The 23,462-nt window shown below is 70.2% G+C and carries 23 protein-coding genes; 9 read left to right on the top strand and 14 right to left on the bottom strand.

Annotated features, from left to right (window positions below; genetic code table 11):
- The first annotated feature begins 3 nt into the window (after positions 1-3).
- On the top strand, positions 4-1,980 hold the full coding sequence (locus DEU36_RS14935; RefSeq protein WP_147374444.1) for an AarF/ABC1/UbiB kinase family protein: 1,977 nt from the start codon (positions 4-6) through the stop codon (positions 1,978-1,980).
- A gap of 4 nt (positions 1,981-1,984) precedes the next feature.
- Positions 1,985-2,338 carry a LysR family transcriptional regulator gene (locus DEU36_RS14930; protein WP_259455396.1) on the top strand — a complete coding sequence of 118 codons (354 nt, stop codon included), beginning with the start codon at positions 1,985-1,987 and terminating at the stop codon, positions 2,336-2,338.
- 27 nt (positions 2,339-2,365) lie between these two features.
- Here DEU36_RS14930 and DEU36_RS14925 read toward each other — a convergent pair whose 3' ends face one another.
- Positions 2,366-3,394 (bottom strand): alcohol dehydrogenase catalytic domain-containing protein, encoded by a 1,029-nt coding sequence (locus DEU36_RS14925; protein WP_120265096.1) that lies wholly within the window; start codon positions 3,392-3,394, stop codon positions 2,366-2,368.
- Positions 3,391-6,690, bottom strand: coding sequence for a DUF5107 domain-containing protein (locus DEU36_RS14920; RefSeq protein ID WP_183045426.1), 3,300 nt, complete (start codon positions 6,688-6,690; stop codon positions 3,391-3,393). The genes DEU36_RS14925 and DEU36_RS14920 overlap by 4 nt, the downstream gene beginning before the upstream one ends.
- An 89-nt stretch (positions 6,691-6,779) precedes the next feature.
- Here DEU36_RS14920 and DEU36_RS14915 point away from each other — a divergent pair, with 89 nt between their 5' ends.
- Positions 6,780-7,643, top strand: coding sequence for an AraC family transcriptional regulator (locus DEU36_RS14915; RefSeq protein WP_120265191.1), 864 nt, complete (start codon positions 6,780-6,782; stop codon positions 7,641-7,643).
- A gap of 6 nt (positions 7,644-7,649) precedes the next feature.
- On the opposite strand, the gene DEU36_RS14910 is transcribed toward DEU36_RS14915, so the two are convergent.
- The 4 genes from DEU36_RS14910 to DEU36_RS14895 all read right to left on the bottom strand — a co-directional run bounded on the left by DEU36_RS14910 (position 7,650) and on the right by DEU36_RS14895 (position 12,195).
- Positions 7,650-8,981, bottom strand: a complete 1,332-nt coding sequence (locus DEU36_RS14910; RefSeq protein ID WP_120265094.1) for a cellulase-like family protein — start codon at positions 8,979-8,981, stop codon at positions 7,650-7,652.
- Positions 8,982-8,985: 4 nt separating this feature from the next.
- Positions 8,986-9,924: a carbohydrate ABC transporter permease gene (locus DEU36_RS14905; protein WP_120265093.1), complete on the bottom strand. Its 939-nt coding sequence runs from the start codon at positions 9,922-9,924 to the stop codon at positions 8,986-8,988.
- Entirely contained in the window at positions 9,918-10,811 is an 894-nt protein-coding gene (locus DEU36_RS14900) for a carbohydrate ABC transporter permease (RefSeq protein ID WP_183045425.1), read from the bottom strand. Before DEU36_RS14900 ends, DEU36_RS14905 begins: the two co-directional genes overlap by 7 nt.
- 64 nt (positions 10,812-10,875) lie before the next feature.
- Positions 10,876-12,195, bottom strand: coding sequence for an ABC transporter substrate-binding protein (locus tag DEU36_RS14895; RefSeq protein ID WP_120265092.1), 1,320 nt, complete (start codon positions 12,193-12,195; stop codon positions 10,876-10,878).
- A gap of 209 nt (positions 12,196-12,404) precedes the next feature.
- On the opposite strand from DEU36_RS14895, the gene DEU36_RS14890 reads away from it, so the two are divergent.
- Both DEU36_RS14890 and DEU36_RS14885 read left to right on the top strand, forming a co-directional pair.
- On the top strand, positions 12,405-13,835 hold the full coding sequence (locus DEU36_RS14890) for a carboxylesterase/lipase family protein (protein ID WP_120265091.1): 1,431 nt from the start codon (positions 12,405-12,407) through the stop codon (positions 13,833-13,835).
- A 104-nt stretch (positions 13,836-13,939) separates the two neighbouring features.
- The gene (locus tag DEU36_RS14885; protein WP_120265090.1) at positions 13,940-14,341 is read left to right on the top strand and encodes a hypothetical protein; all 402 of its coding nucleotides are present in this window, start codon (positions 13,940-13,942) and stop codon (positions 14,339-14,341) included.
- A 68-nt stretch (positions 14,342-14,409) separates the two neighbouring features.
- Here the strand turns inward: DEU36_RS14885 and DEU36_RS14880 are convergent, their stop codons facing one another.
- Entirely contained in the window at positions 14,410-15,402 is a 993-nt protein-coding gene (locus tag DEU36_RS14880) for an SRPBCC domain-containing protein (RefSeq protein WP_120265089.1), read from the bottom strand.
- Positions 15,399-15,644, bottom strand: a complete 246-nt coding sequence (locus DEU36_RS14875) for a helix-turn-helix domain-containing protein (protein WP_120265088.1) — start codon at positions 15,642-15,644, stop codon at positions 15,399-15,401. Before DEU36_RS14875 ends, DEU36_RS14880 begins: the two co-directional genes overlap by 4 nt.
- A 126-nt stretch (positions 15,645-15,770) precedes the next feature.
- Between DEU36_RS14875 and DEU36_RS14870 the strand changes: the two genes are divergently transcribed.
- Together DEU36_RS14870 and DEU36_RS14865 are read left to right on the top strand one after the other, a co-directional pair.
- A complete protein-coding gene (locus DEU36_RS14870; RefSeq protein WP_120265087.1) occupies positions 15,771-16,835 on the top strand; it encodes a hypothetical protein in 1,065 nt (354 codons plus the stop codon).
- A complete protein-coding gene (locus tag DEU36_RS14865) occupies positions 16,832-17,218 on the top strand; it encodes a GntR family transcriptional regulator (protein WP_120265086.1) in 387 nt (128 codons plus the stop codon). The genes DEU36_RS14870 and DEU36_RS14865 overlap by 4 nt, the downstream gene beginning before the upstream one ends.
- A 13-nt stretch (positions 17,219-17,231) precedes the next feature.
- Here the strand turns inward: DEU36_RS14865 and DEU36_RS14860 are convergent, their stop codons facing one another.
- From DEU36_RS14860 to DEU36_RS14840, 5 genes are all read right to left on the bottom strand, one after another.
- Positions 17,232-17,468 carry a hypothetical protein gene (locus DEU36_RS14860; protein ID WP_120265085.1) on the bottom strand — a complete coding sequence of 79 codons (237 nt, stop codon included), beginning with the start codon at positions 17,466-17,468 and terminating at the stop codon, positions 17,232-17,234.
- A gap of 197 nt (positions 17,469-17,665) precedes the next feature.
- Entirely contained in the window at positions 17,666-19,309 is a 1,644-nt protein-coding gene (locus DEU36_RS14855; RefSeq protein ID WP_120265084.1) for an ABC-F family ATP-binding cassette domain-containing protein, read from the bottom strand.
- A 47-nt stretch (positions 19,310-19,356) separates the two neighbouring features.
- A complete protein-coding gene (locus tag DEU36_RS14850; protein WP_120265083.1) occupies positions 19,357-19,557 on the bottom strand; it encodes a hypothetical protein in 201 nt (66 codons plus the stop codon).
- A gap of 67 nt (positions 19,558-19,624) precedes the next feature.
- The gene (locus DEU36_RS14845; protein WP_120265082.1) at positions 19,625-20,266 is read right to left on the bottom strand and encodes a hypothetical protein; all 642 of its coding nucleotides are present in this window, start codon (positions 20,264-20,266) and stop codon (positions 19,625-19,627) included.
- A gap of 386 nt (positions 20,267-20,652) precedes the next feature.
- The gene (locus DEU36_RS14840) at positions 20,653-20,862 is read right to left on the bottom strand and encodes an RNA-binding S4 domain-containing protein (RefSeq protein WP_120265081.1); all 210 of its coding nucleotides are present in this window, start codon (positions 20,860-20,862) and stop codon (positions 20,653-20,655) included.
- Positions 20,863-21,511: 649 nt separating this feature from the next.
- On the opposite strand from DEU36_RS14840, the gene DEU36_RS14835 reads away from it, so the two are divergent.
- A complete protein-coding gene (locus tag DEU36_RS14835; RefSeq protein ID WP_120265080.1) occupies positions 21,512-22,213 on the top strand; it encodes a GAF and ANTAR domain-containing protein in 702 nt (233 codons plus the stop codon).
- Between the two features lie 22 nt (positions 22,214-22,235).
- The gene (locus DEU36_RS14830) at positions 22,236-22,943 is read left to right on the top strand and encodes a GAF and ANTAR domain-containing protein (RefSeq protein WP_120265079.1); all 708 of its coding nucleotides are present in this window, start codon (positions 22,236-22,238) and stop codon (positions 22,941-22,943) included.
- Between the two features lie 267 nt (positions 22,944-23,210).
- On the opposite strand, the gene DEU36_RS14825 is transcribed toward DEU36_RS14830, so the two are convergent.
- Entirely contained in the window at positions 23,211-23,438 is a 228-nt protein-coding gene (locus tag DEU36_RS14825) for an RNA-binding S4 domain-containing protein (protein ID WP_120265078.1), read from the bottom strand.
- Positions 23,439-23,462 lie beyond the last annotated feature (24 nt).

Below are 23,462 nucleotides of genomic sequence, written 5' to 3'. Positions count from 1 at the left end.
CCGATGCCGGAGTGGCTGCTCTTCACCATCGCGGCGGTGGTCTTCTCCGTCGCCGCGACGTGGTTGGCCAAGCGAGCGCTCGAGGCCCGCGTCGGCTGGGTGCGCGGACCGCTCGTCTCGCTCGTGGTCTTCATCGTCTTCGGGCCGCTCGGCATCTGGGTGCTGCGCGGCGCCGGCGTGCTGCAGGAGAACGGGCTGCTCACCGACGCGCCCGTCGCCATCGGCTTCGTGTTCCTCGTGCTGGCCTGGCTGTTCGCGATCGTCCTCATCGCCCTCATCACGCTCGAGCTCATGTGGCCGGCGCGCCCTCCGGTCGGCCCCATCACCTACGTGCGCGAGGCACTGCACCGGCGCCGACGCGCGGTGCGGTACGCCCGCATCGTCGCGATCGCCTCGCGCCACGGTCTCGGTGGGATGCGCAGCGAATCCGCGCGGGCCGAGCTGCCCCGGGCACTCGCGGCCACCCTCGACGACGCGGGCGTCACTTTCGTCAAGCTCGGCCAGATCCTCTCCACGCGCAACGACCTGCTCCCCGCCGAGATCACCAGCGCGCTCGCCTCCCTGCAGATGGACACGACCCCCATCCCCTGGCACGAGGCGAAGGCGGCGATCGAGAAGCAGCTGGGCCGGCCGATCGAGCTCGTCTTCGCCGACATCGACGAGACGCCGCTGGCGGCGGCATCCGTCGGCCAGGTCCACAGCGCTCATCTGAAGGACGGCCGCCCCGTCGTGGTGAAGATCCAGCGCCCGAAGGCACGCGCGCAGGTCGCCACTGACCTCGACATCATCGAGCGGGCGGCCGCCGACCTCGAGCGGCGCACGACGTGGGCGAAGGATGTCGGGGCCTCGGCCCTCGCCGCGCAGTTCGCGGTCGCCCTGCGTGAAGAGCTCGACTACCGCGTCGAGGTGGGCAACATGCAGATGCTGCGCGACTCGATGACGGCCGCCGATGCCCGCGCGGTGCGGATACCCGACGTCTATCCCGACCTGTGCACGGAACAGCTCATCGTCATGGAGCACGTCCAGGGCATCCCGTTCAGCCGACTGCCCGAGCCGGGAAGCGACGCACCGGGGGCCGTGGATCCCGAGCAGGCCACGCGCATCGCCGACGCCGTGCTCGACGTCATCGTCGGGCAGATCGCCCTGCGGGGCGTCTTCCATGCCGACCTGCACCCGGGCAATCTCATCCTCCAGCCCGACGGCATCGTCGCCCTCATCGACTTCGGCTCGGTCGGCATCATCGAACGCAGCATGCGGCGGCTACTGCTGCCGATGCTCGTCGCGCTCCACAACGAGGACGACTCCGGCGCGACGGATGCCGTGCTGATGCTCGTGAAGCCCCGCGCCGACGCCGAGCTCGACGTCGGGGCGCTGCAGCACGACATCGGCGTCATCCTCACACGACTACACAACTCCAACTCCGACCAGCACCTCTTCACCGCGCTGATCGAGGTGCTCCGGCGCCACCGACTCGCACTCCCGCCCGGTCTGCTGCTCGGGTTCCGCACGCTCGGCGCCATCGAGGGAACGCTGCGGCGACTCGATCCCGACTACGACATGATCAAGCGCGCCCTCTCGCGCGCGCCGCAGTACGCCCTGCACATGGGCGACCCGCGGTCGGCGGCGATGACCGCTCAGGTGCAGGTGCAGCTCGGGATCGAGCGTGCGCGAGAGCTGCCCCGCCGGGTCGACGGGATCCTGAACGATCTCGAGTCGGGCCGGCTCACGGTGCGATTGCGCGCGCTGGAATCGCCCGACGACCGGTCGTGGGTCGAGTCGCTGACGGGGCGCTTCACCACGACGCTCGTGGGGGCCACCCTCGTGATCGTCGGCGTCATGCTCGGTGTCGTCCAGCACGGCCCGCTGCTGACCGACTCGGTGTCGGTGTTCCCGTTCCTGGGTAGTGTGGTCGGGCTCGGCGGCCTGTTGCTGCTGCTGCGTTCGCTACGCTCGGCGCTCATCCGCCGCGATGGAAGGTGACCCTGTGAAGATCCGCGACCTCGTCCATTTCGTCGCCGTCGCCGATACCCTGCACTTCCCGCGGGCCGCCGAGCACCTGGGCGTCTCGCTCGCCGTGCTCTACTCGTCGATCGACCGGCTCGAAGAAGAGGTCGGGCAGCCGCTGTTCGTCAAGGACGGCGGTAAGCCGCGACTCACGCCCGCGGGCACCCTGCTGCTCGCCGACGCGCGAGCCGAGGTCGCGGCTGCACCCGCGCCGGCGGTCGCGCCCCGGCAGAAGGCAGCGGGCGGCGGCAAGGCGAAGGCCTCGAAGGGATCGGGTCGCGCACCCATCGTGAAGGGCCAGCCCAAGCCCTACAAGAAGCGCCAGGGGCGCTGACCCCTCAGGCGCGGGAGCCCTCGACCGTCACCGCACCCGGGGGTCGACGAGGAACTTCATCGTGTCGGGGTCGGAGTTGCGCGCGAAGAAGCCCGCGAGGTCGTCGAGCCCACCACGCGCCGTGACGAGGTCGTCGACCCGCACCGCACCCGAGGCGACCAGCTCGATGGCGAGCGGCCACGTGTCGACGTATCGGAAGAGCCCCTCGACCACGAGCTCACGGCTCTGCAGCAGGAACAGGTCGAGGTCGACGGTCGCGGACCCCATGCCGACGAGCACGGCACGCCCGGCGCCGCGGAGCGACCGGAGGCCCGCGGCGATCGCCGCTCGTGCACCCGAAGCGTCGACGAACGCGTCCATACGGCCGTCGAGCTCGGCCACCTCGGCGGGATCGACCGCGCGTGTGGCTCCGTGCGCGAGCGCGACATCCCGTCGAGCCGCCACCGGGTCGGCCACGACGACCACCGCGGCACCGAAGGCTCGCGCCGCGGCACCGGTCAGGATGCCGATGGGTCCGGCCCCGGCGACCAGCACCCTCGAACCCGGCACCACCCCGGCCTTGCGCACCGCCGCGATACCGACCGACAAGGGCTCGAGCAGCGCTCCCTCGTCGTCGCTCATCGTCTCGGGCAACGGGTGCGCCGCATCCGCGGGCACCGCCAGGTATCGCGCGAACGCGCCGTTCTCGGGCGGCGCCGAAGGGAACCGCATCCGCTCGCAGAGGTTCGAGCGCCCGGCCCGGCATGCCGGACACCACCGGCAGGGGCGCTGCGGATCGATCGCGACGCGCTCGCCGATCCGGTGCTCGTCGGCTGCCGAGGCGACCGCAGCGATGACTCCCGCGGCCTCGTGACCGAGGATGAGCGGGCTCTCCACCACGAGGTCACCCACCCGGCCGTGCTCGAAGAAGTGCACGTCCGAACCGCACAGCCCGACGGCGGTGAGCTCGACGAGCACGTCGCCCGGTTCCATCACCGGCAGGGCGACATCGCGGACCTCGAGCCGGCCCGGCGAGACCAGCACGCTGGCCATCATGCGGTCGGGGATGCCGATCATGCGTTCACCGGCCGCTTCGCCGATCCGGTCGCCGGGCCGGCTGCGCGAGCCGCGGCGTGTTCCTCGTCGTAGCGAGCGAGGGCCGCCGCGAGCTCGTCCGCACGGCGCCGCGCCGCCTCGGCCGGATCGAGCGAGAAGAGCAGCGTCTCGGGCAGTGACGTCGCGAAGTAGTCGACGCGCGCGGGAGCCGAGCGCAGCTCGCTCACCCGTGCCGCGACGCGTGACCGCAGGTCAGCGGCAGCTTCCTCGTCTCCCCGGGCGCAGGCGGCCCGCGCGCCGTCGAGCGATTCCGCGTCGATCTCGGCGGTCGCCGCTTCCGTCGCCGCCGTGCGCCAGGCGTCGTCGGCCGCGGCCGCGTCACCCAGGCTCGCCCGGCAATGCCCGAGCCGCAGCCAGAGGGCCGCACGACTGTCGAGCAGATGCCATGCCTCGCCGAGCGAGCGCGGCGTGTCGAGCGCTCGTTCGAGCAGCGCCGCTGCGCGCGCGGCGTCGTGTCCGAGTTCGCCGGCGCGCGCGATCGATGCCCGGGCGAACGCGCGGATCGCGACGCCCTCGCCGCCTTCCCAGGGCTGGAGCGGCCTGCTCAGGAGCAGGTCGAGGGCCTCGGCGGCACGCCCGGTCGTCGTCAGCAGGTCGGCCACCGTGACGAGCAGGTCATCGCGCACGATGAGCCGGTCTCGATACGGCTCGAGTCTCGCCAACCGGGCCGCTGCCGAGATGCCGCGCCGCTGCGCGAGCTGGTCGAGCTCGAACCACAGGCGCGGGTCGTCGCTCACCTCGACGGCCCGGTCGTACAGGGCGGCGGCGGCGTCGAGATCGCCCTCGACCTCCGCCGTGGCCAGCGCGGCGTTGCGCAGCAGCACGCCATCGCGCGTCGCGTCGTCGAGGGCCGCACGCCACTGCACCAACGCATCCGTCCGGCGGCCGCGGTCGTAGAGCCACATGCCGAGCAGCGCCCGCGCCCGCGCGTCAGCCGGATCGGCGGCCACGGCAGCTTCAAGGGCGTCGTGGGCGTCGAGCCCCGCGGGAAACACCCAGTCAGCGGGTGCGCGCCGCGCGCGATGGCGAGCGTCGGCGGCGGCATCCGTCTCGCCTGCCTCGTCGAGCAGCCGCGCCCGCTCGTACTCGGCGACCGGAGCGATGCCGCCGGTGCCGGTGGCCGAGGCCCCGGCCGCCGCGGCGAGGACGGCGAGCGCGTCGTCTCGCTGCCCCGCGCGGGCGAGGTCGCCCGCGAGATCGAGCAGCATGAGCCCGTCGTCCGGCAGGGCGCGGCGAGCGAGGTAGGCGGTGAACACGTCGAGCCGATCGCTCTGCTCAAGCGTCGCGAGTTCAGCGTCGGCTTCGGACTCGCGCCCGAGACGGCGCAGCACGATCACCCGGACGTTGCGCGCGAGCGGGTCATCCAACCCGTGACGCAGCGCGTCGTCGAGGCGGCCGAGTGCGGCGAGGTCGCGCCCCGCCCGCGCGTCGAGCAACCCCATCTGCACGCTGGCGGGGTGCGCCCACCGCACATCCCAGGCGGCCTTCGCGAACGCGTCGTAGGCACCAGCGTCGTGGCCCCGGCGCGTCTCGACGAGTCCGAGGCGGTAGTGCGCCTCGCCGTCCGCGGGGTTCGGGTTGCGGAACGTGAGGCGCTCGATCGCCTCACGCAGGTATCCGGCAGCCACGTCGTACTCGCCGCGAGCGTAGGCCGAGGCGCCGAGCGCGGTGTTCGAGCGCGCGTCGCCCGGGTCACGGCGAAGCGCCTCTTCCCAGTAGGGCTCGGGATGCCGTGTGGGATGGCGGTACTGCGCCAGGTGAACCCCCGTGAGGTAGAGCTCGTCGGCTGAGGCGATGTCTGCGGGCAGCGGCGGCTCGGTCGCGACGGCGGGCTCGGGCGCGCCGTCGTCATCCGAGCGCGGCCGCCACCGGATGAGTTCGCGATCGCCGTCGTGGACGACGACCTCGATCCGGGTGGCGTCGACCCCGTGGGGGCAGGGCACCGAGTCGATCCAGGGGCGGCCCGGCCCGAGGTCGACGACGCGCTCTTCCGTGTCGGCCCCGACCGTCACGCGCACGCGGGCCCGAGGGACATCCGAGGTGACGGCGACGCCGATGTGCACGTGACCCTCCTCGAGACGCACCGAGACGGCGGCATCCCTCGTGGCCTGATGCGCGGCGCCGATGCCGGTGATCGGGAACCAGAACTGCGAGAACGTCTTGACCTCGCCGGGCGCGAGGTACGAGAAGTCGGGCTGGTTGTCGGTGTACACACCGGCCATCAGCTCGACATAGGGGCCGTCGCCGTCGGTCAGCTGGTCGTCCCAGGCGTGGCCGAAGGGGGCGTTGCCCCACGTCCACTGCTTCTTGCCCGGCGCGATGCGGCGATCGGCCCAGTGCACGAAGCCCGCTCCGGCCGCGTGGTCGTAGCCGCCGAAGAAGTCGTCCCGCGTCTCGACCACCATGTACGACGTCGGCACGGGGATGTTGCCGTAGTAGTCGATGCGGTCGGCATCGGGGTGGGCCGCATCGACCCGAGCCGGGTAGTCGACGCCGTAGTAGGGGCGGTCGGCTCGTGGGAAGGCTGTGATGGCGCGACGCGCGTGATCGGCGACGTACCGGACGTCGGTCGGGAAGAACGACTGGTAATCCTCGTGCGCTCGCGCGGCGACGTTCGCCCACCAGAGGAACGTCTGCGGCACCTCGGTGCGGTTGTGCAGCCGGGCGCGCAGCTCGATCAGCGAGCTGTCGGGACGCAGGCGGATGCCGTGGGTGCCGCGCATGCGCGCGAAGGGATCGTGATCCGACATCCAGACCGTGACCGCCCCGTCGGGTTCGTGTTCGATCCAGCTCTCCATGGGCAGGAAGGTGGCGGGTCGGTGGTGCTGCGGCCAGTTGAACTCGACGCCGCCCGACACCCACGGACCGGCGAGCCCGACGAGGGCGGGCTTGATCACGTTGTTGCGGTAGAAGAAGTCGTAGTCGGCGGTCTTGTCGTAGCCGATGTGGATGCGGCCGCCGAGCTCGGGGAGGAGCACCAGCCGGATCCAGCGGTTCTCGAGGTGCACGGCACGCCAGTCGCGGTCGCGCGGCTCGGCGGCGATCCGCTCGGTGAAGGGCAGCGGGTACACCCGTCCGCTCGACCCCTGGTAGACCCGGCGGTCGAAGAACATCGGAAGCTTCTCCGGTGGCGCCGGCTCGTACGTGGGAATCGTGAGCGGCTGCTCCCAGACGGCCACGCCGCCGTCATCGAGCGTCACCTGCTCGTCCGCGGGCGGCTCGGGAAGACGCAGCGAGGATGTCGAGGTCGAATGCATGCCTCCAGCGTCGCCGAGCGAACCCGGCCGCGACATGGCGGAAGCGGCCGTGCACCTGGACGATCCGCCGATGTGTCAGGATGACGATCATGGCCATCTCAGACGGTTTCGCGGGCGAACGCCTGTGCGTCGTGCCGGCACCGGCGATCACCGCCGCGCTGCAGCGCCCCGTGACCCGCCGCCTGGTCGTCACCGACGCCGGCTGGTTCCCGCATGCCGCCGATCATGGTCGCACCCGCGACCGCGGCATCCGCACGACGATCGTCATCGTCTGTACGGCGGGCTCCGGGTGGGTCGAGATCGGTGGCACGCGCCACCGCGTGCAGGCGGGCACCGCGGTGGTGATCCCGGCCCGCACGCCGCACGCCTACGGCGCGGATGCCGACGATCCCTGGACGATCTGGTGGTGCCATGTCGTCGGCTCCGATGTCGACGACCTCACCGCGGCGATCGGCACCACGGCCGCACGACCGCTCGTGCGCCTCCACAGCGTCGAGCGCGCGGTGTCGCTGCTCGACGAGATCGTGCGGGGGCTCGAACGCGACCAGTCGCCCGTGCGTCTGGTCGCCGTCACGGGTGCCGCGTTCAAGCTCATGACCCAGCTCGCGTCCGACCAGGCACTACCCGAGCGCGGCGACCCGCTCGAGCGCGCGATGACGTTCCTGTCCGAGCGGCTCGACAGCGCAGTGCCGGTCAGCGAGCTGGCGGCACTGGTCGGGGTGTCGGCATCCCATCTCACGTCGCTCTTCCGGCGCGCGACGGGCGGCGGCGTCCTGGCGTACCACACGGCGCTCCGGATGACGGCGGCGCGCACCCTCCTGGAGCGCACCGATCGCACCGTCGGCCAGATCGCGACAGACGTCGGCTACAGCGACCCGTTCTACTTCTCGCGGCACTTCCGACGCGTGCACGGGATGAGCCCGAGCCACTACCGCGAGGAGCGTCGCGGATGACGCCGCTCAATCCCGGTCGTCGGCGGCCGTCGTCGGGGCAGCGAGGATCTCGGCGTTGAGGCGCCGCTGCCACGCGACATCCGACCACTGCGGATGATGGGGCGCCGCGTTCGAGCTGAGCACCATGCCCCACACGCCGTGCCCGAGCGCCGTGCGGACGCCGTGCTCGGCGAGCTCCGTGCCGACGGGGCCGTCTTCGAAGTCGGCCCGGAGCGGGGTGTAACCCACCCAGCCCTCCCCCACGACGGCGGGGATGCCGCGGCGCCGCGACCACGCGGCCAGCGCCATCACTCGTGACCCGATCTCGCGCAGCATCTCTTCGCGGTAGAGCCCGTGGTGGTTGTAGAGCCACCGGTCCCACAGGTCGGGGTCGACCCAGTCGTAGCCGTAGATCTGCTGGTCGGTGATGACGGTGGCCTCGAACTTCCAGTCGGCGGCCCGGCCGTACTCGGCGAACGAGGGCGCGTCGTCGACCAGCAGCGCCCGCATGGCCTCACCCGGGAAGCCGTCGGTGCCTTCGGAACGGATGTCGATGCGTCGCTGCAGCGCATCGAGCACGCCGTACGCGTAGACGTGCAGCTGCGCCACCTGGAATCGGTCGGACAGCCCGGCGAGATCGAGGAAGGGGGCCTTGCCGTAGCTCGCGGTGACGAGGTGGCGGGGATGCGCGGCGCGCACTCGATCGAGGGCGGGGTCCCCGCCGTCGGCGAAGGCGGGGACGATCGAGAAGTCGACCTCGTTGTGGAGCTCGGTGAACGCGATCGTGTCGCCCAGCCCCGCGGACTCGATCTCGTCGAGCATCCGGATCGTCGCCGTCGCGAGGACGTCGTAGCGCTCGGCGAGCGGCACCGCATCGATCGCGCGGAACCAGCGCTCGTCCGCCGCGAACGCCGGCGACTGCTGGTACTCCCAACTTGCGAGGATGACGACGATGCCCCGTTCACGGGCACCGCGCAGCAGGTCGAAGAAGCGCGAGCGCAGGTCGAGCCGGTAGCCGCCGGGCACGTCGTACCACCGCGTTCCGTTGCCGAACACCTCGCCGTGCGGCGAGCGCCCGAGCCCCTCGATCTCGAGGTCGCTCGCGAGGTCGTCGAGCCCGAGGCCGCCGAACAGCAGCAGCGGTGCCGCGCAGATGCGGACGGCGTTGTAGCCGCGATCGACCGCCTCATCGAGAGCGGCGCCGAGGTCGGCGTAGGGCTCGCCGTCGCCGGCACGCGTGTACCAGGAGAAGTCCCAGAGCGTGATCGTCAGGCGCGGCGGCAGGTGCGCGGGCACGACCCCCGTCAGCGCGCGGGTGTCGGGGGCGGGGTCGTGTCCGGAGCCGAGATAGCGGGTCATCGGGTCATCCCTTCGTCGCGCCGGCGGTGAGACCGGCTCGCCAGAATCGTTGCAGAGCGGCCATGACCACGATGAGCAGCACGGCCGAGACCGCGGCTCCCGTGACGACGAGCTCGTAATACAGCGGCGCTCGCTGCGTCTGACCGTTCCAGAGCATGAGCCCGAGGGTGACCGGGAACGTGCGGGCGTCGTTGAGCATGACGAGCGGCAGCAGGTAGTTGTTCCAGATTCCCACGAACTGGAACAGGAACACCGTCACGAGGGCGGGCGCCATCATGCGGGTGGCCATCGTCGCGAAGATGCGCACGTCGCCGGCACCGTCGAGGCGCGCAGCCTCGATCACCTCGTCGGGCACGCCCGCGGTGGCGTAGATGCGGCAGAGGTACACCCCGAACGGGCTGACGATGCTCGGCAGCAGGAACGACCAGTACGTCCCGGTCAGGCCCACCGCGTTGAACATGAAGTAGGTCGGCAGCGCGATGACGGTCGCGGGCACGAGGACGCCGCCGAGGATCATCGCGAACACCGCTTCACGCCCGGCGAAGGCGTACTTGGCGAACGCGTACCCCGCGGCCCCGCTGAGGACGGTGGCGATGAGCGCGCCGAGCCCCGAGTAGAACAGGCTGTTGAGCAGCCACTGGGTGTAGATGCCGCGGTCGGTCGCGAAGAGGTTCTGAAGGTTGGTCAGCGGCTGCGGGGCGTCGCTGAACCAGAGCCCGAACGAGCCGAACAGGTCGGCGTTGCTCTTGGTCGCCGCGAACAGCACCCACACCACCGGCAGCGCGAAGTACACCAGGGCGGCGACGAGGACGGCAAAGGTCGGCAGCGACCCCCAGAAGCCGGCACCCGGTCCCCCGGCGCCGCCGCGGCGGGCAGCGCGGCGATCGGATGCCGCGCCGGTGGTGACCGAGCGGGTGGATTCGGTGACGGGTGCGATCACCATGCGCGGTTCCCCTTCCGGTTGACCAGCCGCAGGAAGACGAACGAGAACACGAAGGCGATGACGGCGACGATGACGGCCATCGCGGCGGCGAGATTCGGGTTGCTCTGCGTGAACGCCTGGTTGTAGGCGGCGAGGTTCGGTGTGTAGTCGGTGTTGATGGCGGTCGTCAGCGGGCGGAGCACGAGAGGTTCGACGAACAGTTGCAGCGTGCCGATGATCGTGAACACCGTCGTCAGTACGAGCGAAGGCCTCAGCAGCGGCAGCTTGATCTCCCACACGATGCGCCATTCGCCCGCCCCGTCGATGCGCGCGGCCTCGTACAGGTCGGCGGGCACGGCCTGGAGCGCCGCGATGAGGACCAGCATGTTGTAGCCGGCGAACGTCCAGATGCCGATGTTCGCGATGGCGAACATGACGGTGCCCGATTCGAGCGGGGCGGCCGAGATGCCGAGGGCGGAGAGCCCCTGGAGGATCGGACTCGTGCTCGGCACGTAGAGGAAGCTCCACAGCAGCGAGGCGATGACGCCCGGCACGCCGTAGGGCATGAAGAACGCCACGCGGAAGAACTGCGGCCAGCGGGCCCGGGTCGACTCGAGCAGCAGGGCGAGCACCGCCGAGAGCACGACCATCAACGGCACCTGGATGAGTGCGAAGACGGCGATGCGTCCGAGGCTCGAGACGAACGCGGGGTTCGCGAGCGCCCGGACATAGTTGTCGAGGCCGACGAAGAGCGTTTCCGGCGCACCGAGCCCGAGCCCGCTCGCGCGGACCGAGAAGAGGCTCTGCACGATCGCCCAGACGATGGGGGCGACGTAGAAGACGGCGAAGGCGAGGAGGAACGGGCCGAGCAGCAGCAACAGCGGCAGTCGGCTTCGGGTGGTGTGCATGCGATTCCCTTCGGGGCGCGACCGGGAGGGGCGGGTGGCGTCGCTGCCACCCGCCCCGTTCGGATCAGTCGGCGACCGAGATCCCCTTCGCCGTCATCTCGGCCACCATCTGCTCCTGCACCTTGGCGTAGGCCTCGGTGAGGGGCGTGCCCGACTCGACAGCGGCGGCGACCTCGTCGAGGAGGCTCGCGTTGAGCGCGTCGACCAGCGGCGGCCACTGCCAGTCGCGTGCCACCTGCTCATTCGACTCGGCGAAGACATCCCAGATGTCCTGGCCGCCGAAGAACTCGAACACCTCGGGGGCCGACTGGATCGACGGGATCGAGTCGACGTCGGCGATCGCAGGCCAGCCGGCGCCGTTCTCGGTGAGCAGGCTCACGCTGTCGAGGTTGCTGTTGAGCCACAGGGCGAACTCGGCCGCCTGCTCGGGGTGCGCCGAACCCTTCAGCACGACGTTCGCGGACCCGCCCGACCAGCTCGCCGAGCGGGGGTTCGCCTCGTCCCACTGCGGCATGAGTCCGACCGACCACAGGCCCGAGGTCTCGGGGGCGTTGTTGCGGATGATCGCGTCGGCCCACGAGCCGCTCATCCACGACACGATGCGCCCGGCCTGCACGTCGGCGAACCACTCGCTCGACAGGTCGGCCTGCACCTTCACGAGGTCTTCGTCGATGAGGCGCTGCCAGTACTCGGCCATGCGCAAGGTGTCGGGGTTGTCGATCGCGACCTTCCAGGCGTCGCCCTCGACCTGGAACCAGGGTTCGCCCGCCTGTTCGGCGAGGCCCTCCATCCAGGCGGCCTGGTTCGGCGCGAACGCCGCGATGTAGCGGTCGGGCGCCGTCGCCCGCACCGCGACGGCGGCCGCGTAGAAGTCGTCCCACGTCGCGGGGGCCTCGGTGATGCCCGCCTCGGCGAACACGTCCGATCGGTAGTAGAGCCCCATCGGGCCCGCCGCCTGCGGGATGCCGTACACCCGGTCGCTGAACGTCGTCGCGCCGATCTGCCAGTCGGAGAAGACGTCGACGTCGTCGCCGACGTAGTCGGTGATGTCTTCGAGGGCGCCGTTGAGCAGGAAGGTCGGCATCTGGTCGTAGCCGACCTGCGCGACATCCGCCGGGTTGCCGGCCTGGACATCCGAGAGCATCTTGGCGTAGCCGCCTTCGGCGCCCGAGACGATCGTCTGCAGCTCGACCTGGATGTCGTCGTGCTGCTCGTTGAAGAGGTCGACGGCCTGGTCGATACCGGGCACCCAGGTCTGGAATGTGAGGGTGACCGGGCCCTCGTCGGCGGGTGCGGAACAGGCCGCGAGCGGCGCGATGACGGCGACCGTGATCGCGAGCGGAAGAAGGCGACGGCCGCGGAGCCGCCGGGGTGGAGTAGACATCGATGCCCCTTTGCATGTGTGCGACGAGCTGCTCGGGTAGCAGCCGGATTTCACACGCTAGAACCGGCGATGCCACGCCGACATAGCCGAATGAGCGTGCGCCCTGGACGATCCGCTGATCGGTCGTCGCGCATGACGGCCGCGCCGGGGGGATGCCGAGACGCCTCATAAGCGGCTCTCATACGGTGGACGGAACGGAGGGAGCAGGGATGTCGCACGAAGCGGTCTCGAACGAGGCACGGGCCACCATCGGGCGGGGCGTGGTGCGGGGCACTCACGCGAACGGGATAGACCGCTACCTCGGCATCCCGTACGCGAAACCGCCGGTGGGCGAGCGCCGGTTCCGCGTCGCCGAACCGGTCGACCCGTGGGACGGCGAGCGCGACGCGACGCGGTTCGGTGCGACCGCGCCGCAGACCCCCTACCCCGGCGCCCTCGGCGAACTCCTCACGGTGCCGACGATCGAGGGCGACGACATCCTCACCGTCAACGTGTGGGCGCCGGCGGAGGCGGAGAATGCGCCCGTCGTGCTGTGGCTGCACGGCGGCGCGCTGGAGCGCGGCGCTGCCGCCCAGACGATGTACGACGGCACCACGTTCGCCCGGGACGGCATCGTCTTCGTCTCGGCGAACTACCGGCTCGGCGTCGAAGGCTTCAGCGTGCTCGATGGTGCACCCCTCAACCTCGGACTGCGGGATGCCGCGGCGGCGTTGCGCTGGGTCAGCGACGAGGTCGGCGCCTTCGGGGGCGATCCGGCGCGCATCACGCTCATGGGCGAGTCGGCGGGCGGCGCTCTCGTGGCCGCACTCGTGAGCGAGCCCTCCTCTCGCGCTCTCGTCGCGGGCGCCATCATCCAGTCGGGCCCGCTCGAGGCCGCCGAGCCTGACAGAGCACGCCGCGCGTCTGACGCGGTGGCCCGCGAGCTCGGCATCCCGACCACTCGTGACGCCTTCGCCGCGGCGCCGATCGCCGATCTGCTGAGTGCCCGTTCGCGAGCGTCGGCGGGGTCGAGCCCGCTGCGCGGCGCCCCCGGTTTTGTGCTCGCCCTCGACGACGAGTCATTGCCCGAGGCGCCCGAGATCGCGCTGCGGTCGGCCGATCTCCCGATCCTGATCGGGACCAATACCGACGAGTACCGTCTGTGGCTCACGCCCGAGGCGGTCTCGCAGATCGGCCGCCTGCAGGCGTGGGTGGCCCGCCGCGCCATGGGGGTGCCGGAGCGGGCGGCGCGGGCCGTCGCGCGCGCCTTTCCCGGCGCATCGCCCGGCGAGGTGCTCGGTCAGCTCCTCACCGACCGGACGCTGCGCGCCCCCGCCACGCGGATCGCCCGTGCCCGCACCGCGCCGACGTTCGTCTACGAGTTCAGCTGGCGCAGCCCCATCCGAGGTTTGGATGCCGCACATGCGCTCGAGATCGGCTTCGCCTTCGATCGGCTCGGCGACCCCGAGGCGCTGCTGTTGGCGGGCCCCGACGCGCCCGCCGACCTCGCGCGCGACATGCACGCGGCGTGGGTCGCCTTCATCCAGGGCGGCGACCCCGGGTGGCCGCGCTTCTCGACGTCGCGCATGACGCGCATCTGGGATGCCGCGAGCCGCGATCTCCCGCAGCGCCGAACCGAGGTCATCGACGCGCTCGGCTGAGGCCGGCATACGCGAAAACCCACGCCGCGGCTAGGGCCTCTCGGCAACTCGTCGGCGGTGCGACAGTTTCCTCGGGACCTCTCGCACCGACGAACGGAGCCGTCATGACCGACGCCAACACCTCACCTGCCACGGCCGACGATGACGCCACGCCTGCTGCCGCCGCCGACACGACCGACCACGCGTCCACGCCCGACCAGCCCGAGCGCCCGAAGGGCGTGACGGGCGCGGCTTCGCGGGTCGTGCACGGCGTCGGGGATGCCGGCAAGGGCGCCATCCACAAGGTTCGGGATGCCGCGAAGGAGGCACTGCCCGACGCCGTACCCGACGTGGCGGACAGAATCGTCGACGCGGCCGCCGGGTTCGCCACCGCCCGGATCGATCAGAACGTCGCGATCGCCGACGGCGCGCTGAGCCTCACCCGTCGCACCGGCAAGGCCGCGCGCATCGCGGCGGTCATCGGTGTCGTCGCCGTCATCGCCGTGCTCATCGCCCGCCGCTCCTAGGCGGCGTCACGCGCCGGCGGGTTACCTGCCGGCAGAATCGAGCCGAGCTCCACCGCGCTGCCCGGCGTTCACCGGAACGCGCGACCGATCGACGCGCCGATCTGTGAGATCTGCAGCCAGATCGCGGCGTTGTACAGCGGCCGCATCACTCGACGCAGCAGGGGAAGAGCCCGTCGCTTCGCGGTGCGCTCCCACCCCTGCTGGATCAGCAGCCGGGTGCCGCCGGCAGCGGGCTCCAGCACGACCCGCATGCGGCGCCGGTTCGACTTCGGCGAATCGGGCCAGGTCGTCACCCACTCGATCGCGCTCGTCGGCTCGCTCTCGACGAGCTCGATGCGGGCACGGCGACGCTCGGGATTCACCCGCTGCGGCTTGCCGTTCGGCGCGGTCTCGAGCGCGTAGGCGGTCCAGCTCGCCCCCGGCTCGATCTCGTCGGGCAGATCATCGACCCGGCCGAAACCGGGATCCCACTCCGGCATCCGTGCGGGATCGCTCAGGAGCGCCCAGACCTCCGCGACCGGGGCGGAGACATGGGCTTCGCCGGCGCCGGAGATCGACGCGCCGTCATCCATGGCCCGGCTCGGTACGGCGGGGTACCGCTCCGCCTGATCGAGAACCTCATGCACCTGCTGGGGAGTCGTCTCGAGGCGCTCGAGAATCGCTGCGATCAGCCCGCTGCCCTCGGCGAGCAGTTCGCGCAGCACCGCAGCGGCGTCGCCGCGCTTTCCGCCCTTGGCCGCGCGCCGCAGCACCTCGAGGGCGCGGTCGTTCCACTCGAAGTCACCGCGCTCGTGGTAGGTGATGCGACCGGGGCCGGGGGCCGCCGCTTGCACCCCGAGCGAGGCGAGTTGATCGGCGTGCTGCTGCTCGACCGCCGCACGTGTGCGTTCGAGGTCGACGCTCAGGGCGCGCAGAACCTGCCCGGCGACCTGCTCGTTGATCGTCAGCGCCAGCAGCAGGTGGTCGATGTCGCCGCTCTGCTCGCCGAGCCGGGAGGCTTCCTCCGCACCGGCGAGTGACAGTTCGTACATCGTCGCGGTCGCGACCGTCAGCTTGCTCATCGGGTTCTCCTCGGGATGTCGATGGTCGGGTCGATCCGTTTGGCGTACTTCTTGTGCACGGCCTGACGCGAGACGCCGAGCGCATCGGCGATCTCCTGCCAGCTCATGCCCGCGCGCAGGCCGGCCTCGACCTGCGCGAGCTCGAGGCGTTCCGTGAGGGAACGCAGCGACGCGATGGCACGCAGCCCCGCGCGCGGATCACGCGTGTCTGCGGCGACGCCGGCGATTCGAGTGGATTCCATGTAAGCAACCTAGGTTGCTCGGAGCGCGCTTGTCAACCTTAGTTGCTCACGAGCTGCGGGGCGCCTTGTGCCATCAACCTGATACATTTTGTTCCACCATCGGGGTACAAGCGAAAGGCGTCACGCATGCTCATCCCTTCTCTCGCGACCTTCGGGCCCCTCGAACTCACCGGCGCCATCGCGACATGGCCGCCAGTGTCATTCGTGCTCGGACTCGTCGCCGCGGCGACCGTCGTCGCGATCCGCGCGAACACGAGCGGTGGCGCCGAGCGCGGAGCCGGGCTCATCGGAGAGCGCGGATCCGCGCTTCGGCGCCGGTACGCCGGGGAGCATGTCGCCCTGGCCGTCGCGGGCGTCGTCGTGGCTCTGGGCTTCTTCCTCGAGTTCTTCTTCCGCGGCTACGTCTGGGACGGCTCCGGGGCGTCGTGGTGGCGTGTAGCGGCGCCGCTCGCCGTCGCACTGACCGGCATCATCGCCGCGCTCGCCATCGTTCGCACGCGCGGATCGGGCGCGCCCGAGCGTCCCGTATCGCCGCCGGTGCGCAGGTCGTGGGTCTCGTTCAGCTCGCCCATGACCCTCGTCGCTCTGACGATCACAGCGCTCGGGCTCGTCGCGACGACCGTCGCGGCCTGCCTCGCCTCGTCGCCGAACGATGACGGCGATTGGCTGTGGCTCGTCATCCCGATCCCGAATGCAGCGGATGTCGATCCCCTCCGCGTCGTGTTCTATGGCTGGGCCTACGGCGTTCCCGCCCTCGTCGGCCTGACGCTGCTGGTGATCGTCGTCTGGCGGGCCCTCGACCGCAACGCCGCGCGGTCGTTCCTCCGGCCCGAGACCGTCGCACTCGAGCGCGCAGCCCGCCGCCGCACCGCCGGCGGCATCGTGTGGCTGGCGACGGGCGCGTGCCTGCTCGCGTTGGGGGCAGCGTGGCGTCTCATCGGCAACGCGGCCTCGACGACGACCCTGATGATCGACGGCCCGGGCACCACCACCTCGTACGACGTCGCATGGCGATACGCGGAGCTTGCATCTCTCGCCGGCGCGGCCGCGCCGATCGTCGAGATCGTGGCCGTCGGCATGCTCCTCGTCGTCGGCGGTTCGCTCGTCCCGCGCGCCGATCGCGACTCGGTCGCCGCCGCGATCGCCCCCGCGCCCGGAGCGCCGGGGACGGATGTCGGGTACGCCCGATGACCATCACCCGGCCGCTTTCCAGCGCCGACGAGAGCACGCCGTCGCGCGAGATCTATCTCCAGCTGCGTGGGCTCATCGTGTCGGGCATGCTTGCCGCGAATGAGCGCCTGCCCACCGTCCGTCAGACCGCCGCCGACCTCGGCGTCGCGCCCGGCACCGTCGCGAAGGCCTACAAGCTGCTCGAGCAGGAGGGGCTCGTCGTCAGCCGCACCGCCGCCGGAACCCGCGTCGCCGAATCGGCGGCGGTGCTCCCCCACGCCGTGCTCAAGCGCATCCGCGAGCTGACCGACGAGGCGCTGCGCACCGGAGCGCGGCTCGACGATGTCATCAGCGTGCTGCGGGCGCAGTGGAGCGCTCAGACCGAGCAGCCGCCGGCCGATTGAGGCAGGGGTCGGGCTACAGCCCACCCCGGATGACGACGACGCTGTCACTGATCTGTTCACGGCCCGGGCGGTTCTCGGCATCCGGCAGGTAGCGGAAGTCGCCGACCTCGACGGCGGGCTCTCCCGTGATGATCGTCCCGAGTCCGCCGCCGGAGGAGCATGCGGTGCTCTCGAAGTTGCCATCGCGGAGCTGAATGAGGCAGATCTCGTCGTCCTGGCTCTTCGCGAGGAACAGCTCGACGCCGTCCACCTCGCCGACGAAGCGCGTCGTGTCAGACGCGATGCCCCCTCGTCACTCCGGTCTGAGGGCCGGGCGTCCGACGAGCCTCATAGTCTGCCCATATATCGCTCTGAGGTTCTCGCGCCGGCCGAAGCCATGCCTTGTCTCGCGGCCTATCTGTGCCGCTTTTCGCGATCGCCTTTGGCTCCCGGGCGGACGCAGTACTCTCAGGCCTCGGTGACGCGGCCGCCCTCGACGTGCCAGCGACGGTTGGTGCTCACGGCATCCAGCATCCGCCGGTCGTGGGTGACGAGCAGGAGCGTGCCGTCGTACGACTCGATCGCCTGTTCGAGCTGTTCGATCGCGGGCAAGTCGAGGTGGTTGGTCGGCTCGTCGAGCACCAGGACGTTCACGCCGCGCGCCTGCAGCAGCGCCAGACCGGCGCGCGTGCGCTCCCCCGGCGACAGCTCGTCGACCGGGCGCAGCACGTGGTCGGCCTTGAGACCGAACTTCGCGAGCAGCGTGCGGACCTCGCCGGATGCCATCTCGGGCACGAGCGCTTCGAAGGCGTCGGCCAGCGGTCGCGAGCCCACGAGCAACGAGCGGGCCTGGTCGATCTCGCCGATGCTCACGCTCGACCCGAGGCCGGCCGATCCCTCGTCGGGAGCCTGCCTGCCGAGGATCGTGCGCAGCAGCGTCGATTTGCCGGCACCGTTCGGCCCGGTGATGCCGATGCGGTCGCCCGCGTTCACCTGCAACGACACCGGCCCGAGCGTGAACGGGCCCTGCCGGACGACGGCGCCGTTGAGCGTCGAGACGACGGAGCTCGACCGCGGCGCGGCGCCGATCGTGAACTCGAGCTGCCACTCCTTACGGGGCTCGTCGACCTCTTCGAGCCGCGCGATGCGACTCTCCATCTGGCGCACCTTCTGCGCCTGCTTCTCGCTCGACTCGGTCGCGGCCTTGCGCCGGATCTTGTCGTTGTCGGGGTTCTTCTTCATCGCGTTGCGGACGCCCTGACTCGACCACTCCCGCTGCACGCGGGCACGCGCGACGAGGTCGGCCTTCTTGCCCGCGAACTCGTCGTACTTCTCGCGAGCGTGACGCCGCACGGTCGCCCGCTCTTCGAGGTAGGCGTCGTAGCCGCCGCCATAGATGCGGTGAGAGTTCTGCGCGAGGTCGAGCTCGAGCACGCGGGTGACGCTGCGTGCGAGGAACTCGCGGTCGTGGCTGACCAGCACGGCTCCCCCGCGCAGGCCGCGCACGAACGCTTCGAGGCGCTCGAGCCCGTCGAGGTCGAGGTCGTTCGTCGGTTCGTCGAGCAGCACGATGTCGAAGCGCGAGAGCAGCAGGGCCGCGAGTCCGACGCGTGCCGCCTGACCGCCCGAGAGAGATGTCATATGGATGCCGTCGGCGTCGAGCTCGAGCCCGAGGTCGGCGAGCACGATCGGCAGGCGCTCGTCGAGGTCGGCCGCACCGCTCGCGAGCCAGCGCTCCAGAGCGGTGGCGTACCGGTCGTCGGCGCCGGGGATCGAGGGATCGCCGAGGTCGGATGCCGCGGCATCCATCTCCGCCGTCGCCTCCGCGCATCCGGTGCGGCGCGCGATGTACGCGGCGACGGTCTCGCCCTCAACGCGCTCGTGTTCCTGCGGCAGCCAGCCGACGAAGGCATCGGCGGGCGCGAGGCTGACGGTGCCCGACTGGGGCGTGTCGCGTCCGGCGAGGATGCGGAGGAGCGTCGACTTGCCGGCACCGTTGGCCCCGACGACGCCGACGACATCCCCCGGGCTGACGGTGAGATCGACGCCGTCGAAGAGTGTGCGGTGGCCGTATCCGCCGGCGAGGCCCTGAGCGACGAGAGTTGCGGTCACCCCACGATTCTTCCATCTGCGCCGGAGACCCTTAGCGGGCGATCAACTCACGGTCGCCGCTCTTCGCGGCTGATCGACCTGAGCACGAGGCCCTGGGAGACGGCCAGGAGGACCATCGCCACGACGGTGAACCACAGCCCGGGTGCCAAGACACCCGCGATGAGGAGAAGCGCGACGATCACGCCGTAGATGACGCCGAACCAGAGTCCGACCCACGCCCACCGCCGCCTGCTCTCGGTGCCTCTCATCTGGACACCCTTCCAGGCCGTTGAGGATCTGTCGAGCATCCGGTGTCGCTTCGCGACGGGTGGGCGTCTAGCTCTCGCCGAGCGCAGCGTCGCGTTCTGTGCGCCAGGTGACCAGGTAGGGATAGGCGGTGTTCACATCGTGGGCGCGGCGAGCGGCGCGGACTGCCGGCGCGAGCAGATCCGCGTCGCTGCGCTGGTACGAGTGACCGAAGGGCAGGGGGAAGCGCGACCGGAAATGGTCCATCCACAGCAGCACGAGGTCGCCGTCGTGGGTGAGAACCCCGTTCGAGAACGATCCGCGCTCGTGGCGGACGATGTCCCAGCCGCCGCCCTCGCGGGGAATCGCGGAGAAGTCCGGATCACCCATCCACCGCCACGCGTCGCGGTGTCGGACCGGCGCGCCGAAGCGGCCGGCGAGTGCTGTGGCGAGGGCGTCGGGAGTCCAGGGCGCGGGGAAGAACGATGAGAGGCTCGCGGTCAGCGCGAGGGGGCTGAGAGGTCCGGCATCCGCGCTCCGACGCTCGGCGGCGAGAGCTTCGTTGAGGATGACCGTGTTCGTCGCGGGGCCTCCCGGATCGAGCATCGCGAGGTACAGCTGCAGCATGTCGAGGTAGCGCTGGTGGTCGGCGGCTGTCGCGAACGGCGGAAGCGGGATGCCGGCGACCGCCGCACGCCCCACGGGAACGTCGGCGTCGAGGAACTGTTCCATGTCGACAGTTTGGCGCAGGTGGGCGTGAGGGCTGGCGAGGTGGGGCTCAGGTGCGCCCGTCCGAAAGACGGACACGAGTCGATAGCATCGGGGTCAATCGTGGAGGGCTCGTGAAGAAGCACTGGACCATATGGTCGGCATCCGTACTGGCTCTGCTGACCCTGGTCGTGGTTCTGGGAAACGTGCTCCCTCCCGACTCCCCCGTCGTGACGTTCGTCACCTTCGCGACCATCACCTTTTCGAGCGGTGGGCTTTACTGGCTCCATCGGAAACGGCGCGGGGCGAGCGAAAAGGACCGCCGCCGAAACTGATGTCCGCGCCCAGTGAGTTCCGCAGCCCCGGCTTCGTCGCTGGAACCGTCGTGTTCGTTGCCATCATTGCTGGCGCTACGGGCGGACGCGAGCCCCGCGGCCGTCGAAGACGACGACGTCGTCGCGCTGCAGCTGACGTCCGCGGCGTCGGTCGACCTCTCCGTTGACCGTGACGAAGCCATCGATGATGGCCTCCTTCACATCGCCGCCCGAGTCGAGCAGGCCCGCGAATTTCATGAACTGGCCGAGGCGGATGCCGTCGCTCCCGATCGAGACGTCGATGATCCGGAGAGTTTCAGCCGTGCCGAAATGCTAACCGGAGGCGGAATGCGCCGGCGAGCACTGCGCAGCGGTCCAAGCTGCCTGCCGCCACGGCTGACGTGCGATCGCTCGGGTTGGCGGCGATCCTGCCGGGGCGTTTTGGGGCCGCTCCGTGCAAGACCGCCGCCGGTACGGGGTCTGCTGGATCTGCACACCGTACGTGAAAACCCGTGCGCCCGATACCCTCTTTTCGCTGGACGCCAGTTGCCGAGAACAAGCAGCTGAGACCGTCTGTTTCGCGTGCACTCGTTTCAACACGGGGTTGTGGTCGCAGGCGGCGACGAGTACGGTCATCCCAGGTTGCCCCAGACCCCGGCCGACCCCGTCGACACTGAACGAGCGGACGCACGGGACTGGAGCGATTTTGGGGATCGAAGAGCACCGTTCCCCGCAGCGTGTCGACAGTGTTGGCCGGGGCGGGGCAACTGGGAGGCCGGCTCAGAGACGCTTACACAGGGTCGGCCGAGAAGAGCAACCCATTCGATCGTTCTATGATCCGGTCGCTGAGATGCATGAGGGCCTTGCGGGGCGATGAGCGTTCCGGCTGTTATGTTGAGCACACGACACCAGGACCTAGCGCCTAGTTTTGCGACAAGGACGGTAGGAGGGATCCATGGGCACGTCCCTCCCGGGCGACGACCGACATGCGTTCGCTGAGGCCCTCACGCGCTTGGTCACCGCCGACACGGCCGACAACCTGTGCGATCCGTTCGTTACAGCGACGGGAGTGACCGGCGCTGCGATCTCTACCCTGGGAAAACCGCTCGGAAGCCAGACAGTGTGCGCGAGCAGCAGCATCGCTGCTCGCATCGACGAGATCCAAATCGATCTGGGAGAAGGGCCGTGCTGGGACGCGGTGCGGACACGCCGACCGATCCTCGAGAACGATCTGCAACGCAGCTCCAGCGGTTGGCCGGCGACGATGACTTCCTTACGAGCGCTTCACATCGGCTCGTTATACGCGTTTCCGCTGTTCGTCGGTCAGCTGAATGTCGGGGCCGTCGACCTGTACAACGAGGAACCGGGCCGACTGCCGTCGCAAACCGTCCAAGACGTGAAGGTACTCGCCGAGGTCGCGTCACGACACCTGTTGAGGCGGGCACTCGAGAACCTCGACCGTGTCGAGGACGGCATCCTCGACGGCCCCCATTCCCGACGTGAAGTGCATCAAGCAACCGGTATGGTCGCTGCGCAGCTATCGATCGGGGTTGATGACGCGCTCCTCGTTCTTCGGGGTCGTGCGTTTTCCAGCGGCCGCACCTTGAGCGAGGTATCGTCCGACGTCGTCGAGCGACGGCTCACCTTCGACGCCTGACGTCCGCGTCCTAGACTGAACTATGAGCACTCGCGAAGATCAGCTCTTGCAGACGGTGGGAACGCTGGCTGACTCCCTCGTCGACGATTTCGATATCGTCGACCTCCTCCAATTGCTGGTAGACGAATGCACGAGCATCTTCGACGCCGCCGCCGCCGGGATTCTCCTGCTCAGCCCTGCCGGCGACCTCGAGGTCATCGTCTCCACGAGCGAGCGCAGCGAACTCGTCGGGCTCATGCAGGTCGAGGCCGGTGAGGGGCCCTGCGTCGAAGCGGTGGCCACAGGGCAAGTTGTCTCGGTAGAGGATCTCCGTGAGGTCGGCGGCCGTTGGCCGAAGTTCGCCGACGATGCTCGCAGATCGGGGTTCGCCTCTCTGCACGCCATCCCGATGCGATTGCGCAACTCGATCCTCGGCTCGTTGAATCTGTTCCGGGACCGCCCCGGCGTCCTGAACGAGCCTGACGCCGCTGCCGCGCGAACCCTCACCGATATTGCGACCATCAGCATCCTGCAACAGCGCATCGTCGAAGAGTCGCTCACCACGCAGAGCAAGCTGCAACATGCGCTGGATAGCCGCGTCGTCATCGAGCAGGCCAAGGGATACATCGCGCAGAGTCATGGCCTCGACATGGACGGCGCTTTCCGCCTCATCCGCGCCCACGCCCGATCGACGCAAACTCGCCTCAGCGTCGTCGCCGAAGCGATTATCAGCGGCAGCCTCCGCTTGTAGACCGCCCCACGAATCGGCCGCGGAGGCGGCAGTGCCGCGTCGCTGCGCGCGCAGGCCCGGCCAGAGGGCAGCGCATGCCGCGACCGGACGTGGTCCATCACAAAAGGACGAGGTCGCCGTCGTGAGCGAGAACCCCGTTCGAGAACGATCCGCGCTCGTGGCGGACGGCGTCCCAGCCGCTGCCCGTGCGTGGCATCGAACCCGACCGTTACCGGGACGCTCCAGCCATGAGAGCGACTCTTGAGGGCGGTGTTGAGAGCCTCGGCGCTACGGACGAACCCGAGCCCCGCGTCCATCGAAGACGACAACGTCGTCGTGCTGCAGCTGGCGTCCGCGGCGGCGGTCGACCTCGCCATTGACCGTGACGAAGCCGTCGATGATGGCTTCCTTCACATCGCCGCCCGAGTCGAGCAGGCCCGCGAACTTCATAAACTGGCCGAGGCGGATGCCGTCGCTCCCGATCGAGACGTCGATGATGCGGGGTGCTGTGGCCATGCGGAAATGCTAGCCGAGCGCTAC

The organism is Microbacterium sp. AG238, from assembly GCF_003610405.1.
Lineage (GTDB): Bacteria > Actinomycetota > Actinomycetes > Actinomycetales > Microbacteriaceae > Microbacterium.
This window is presented reverse-complemented; position numbering and strand designations above follow the sequence as displayed.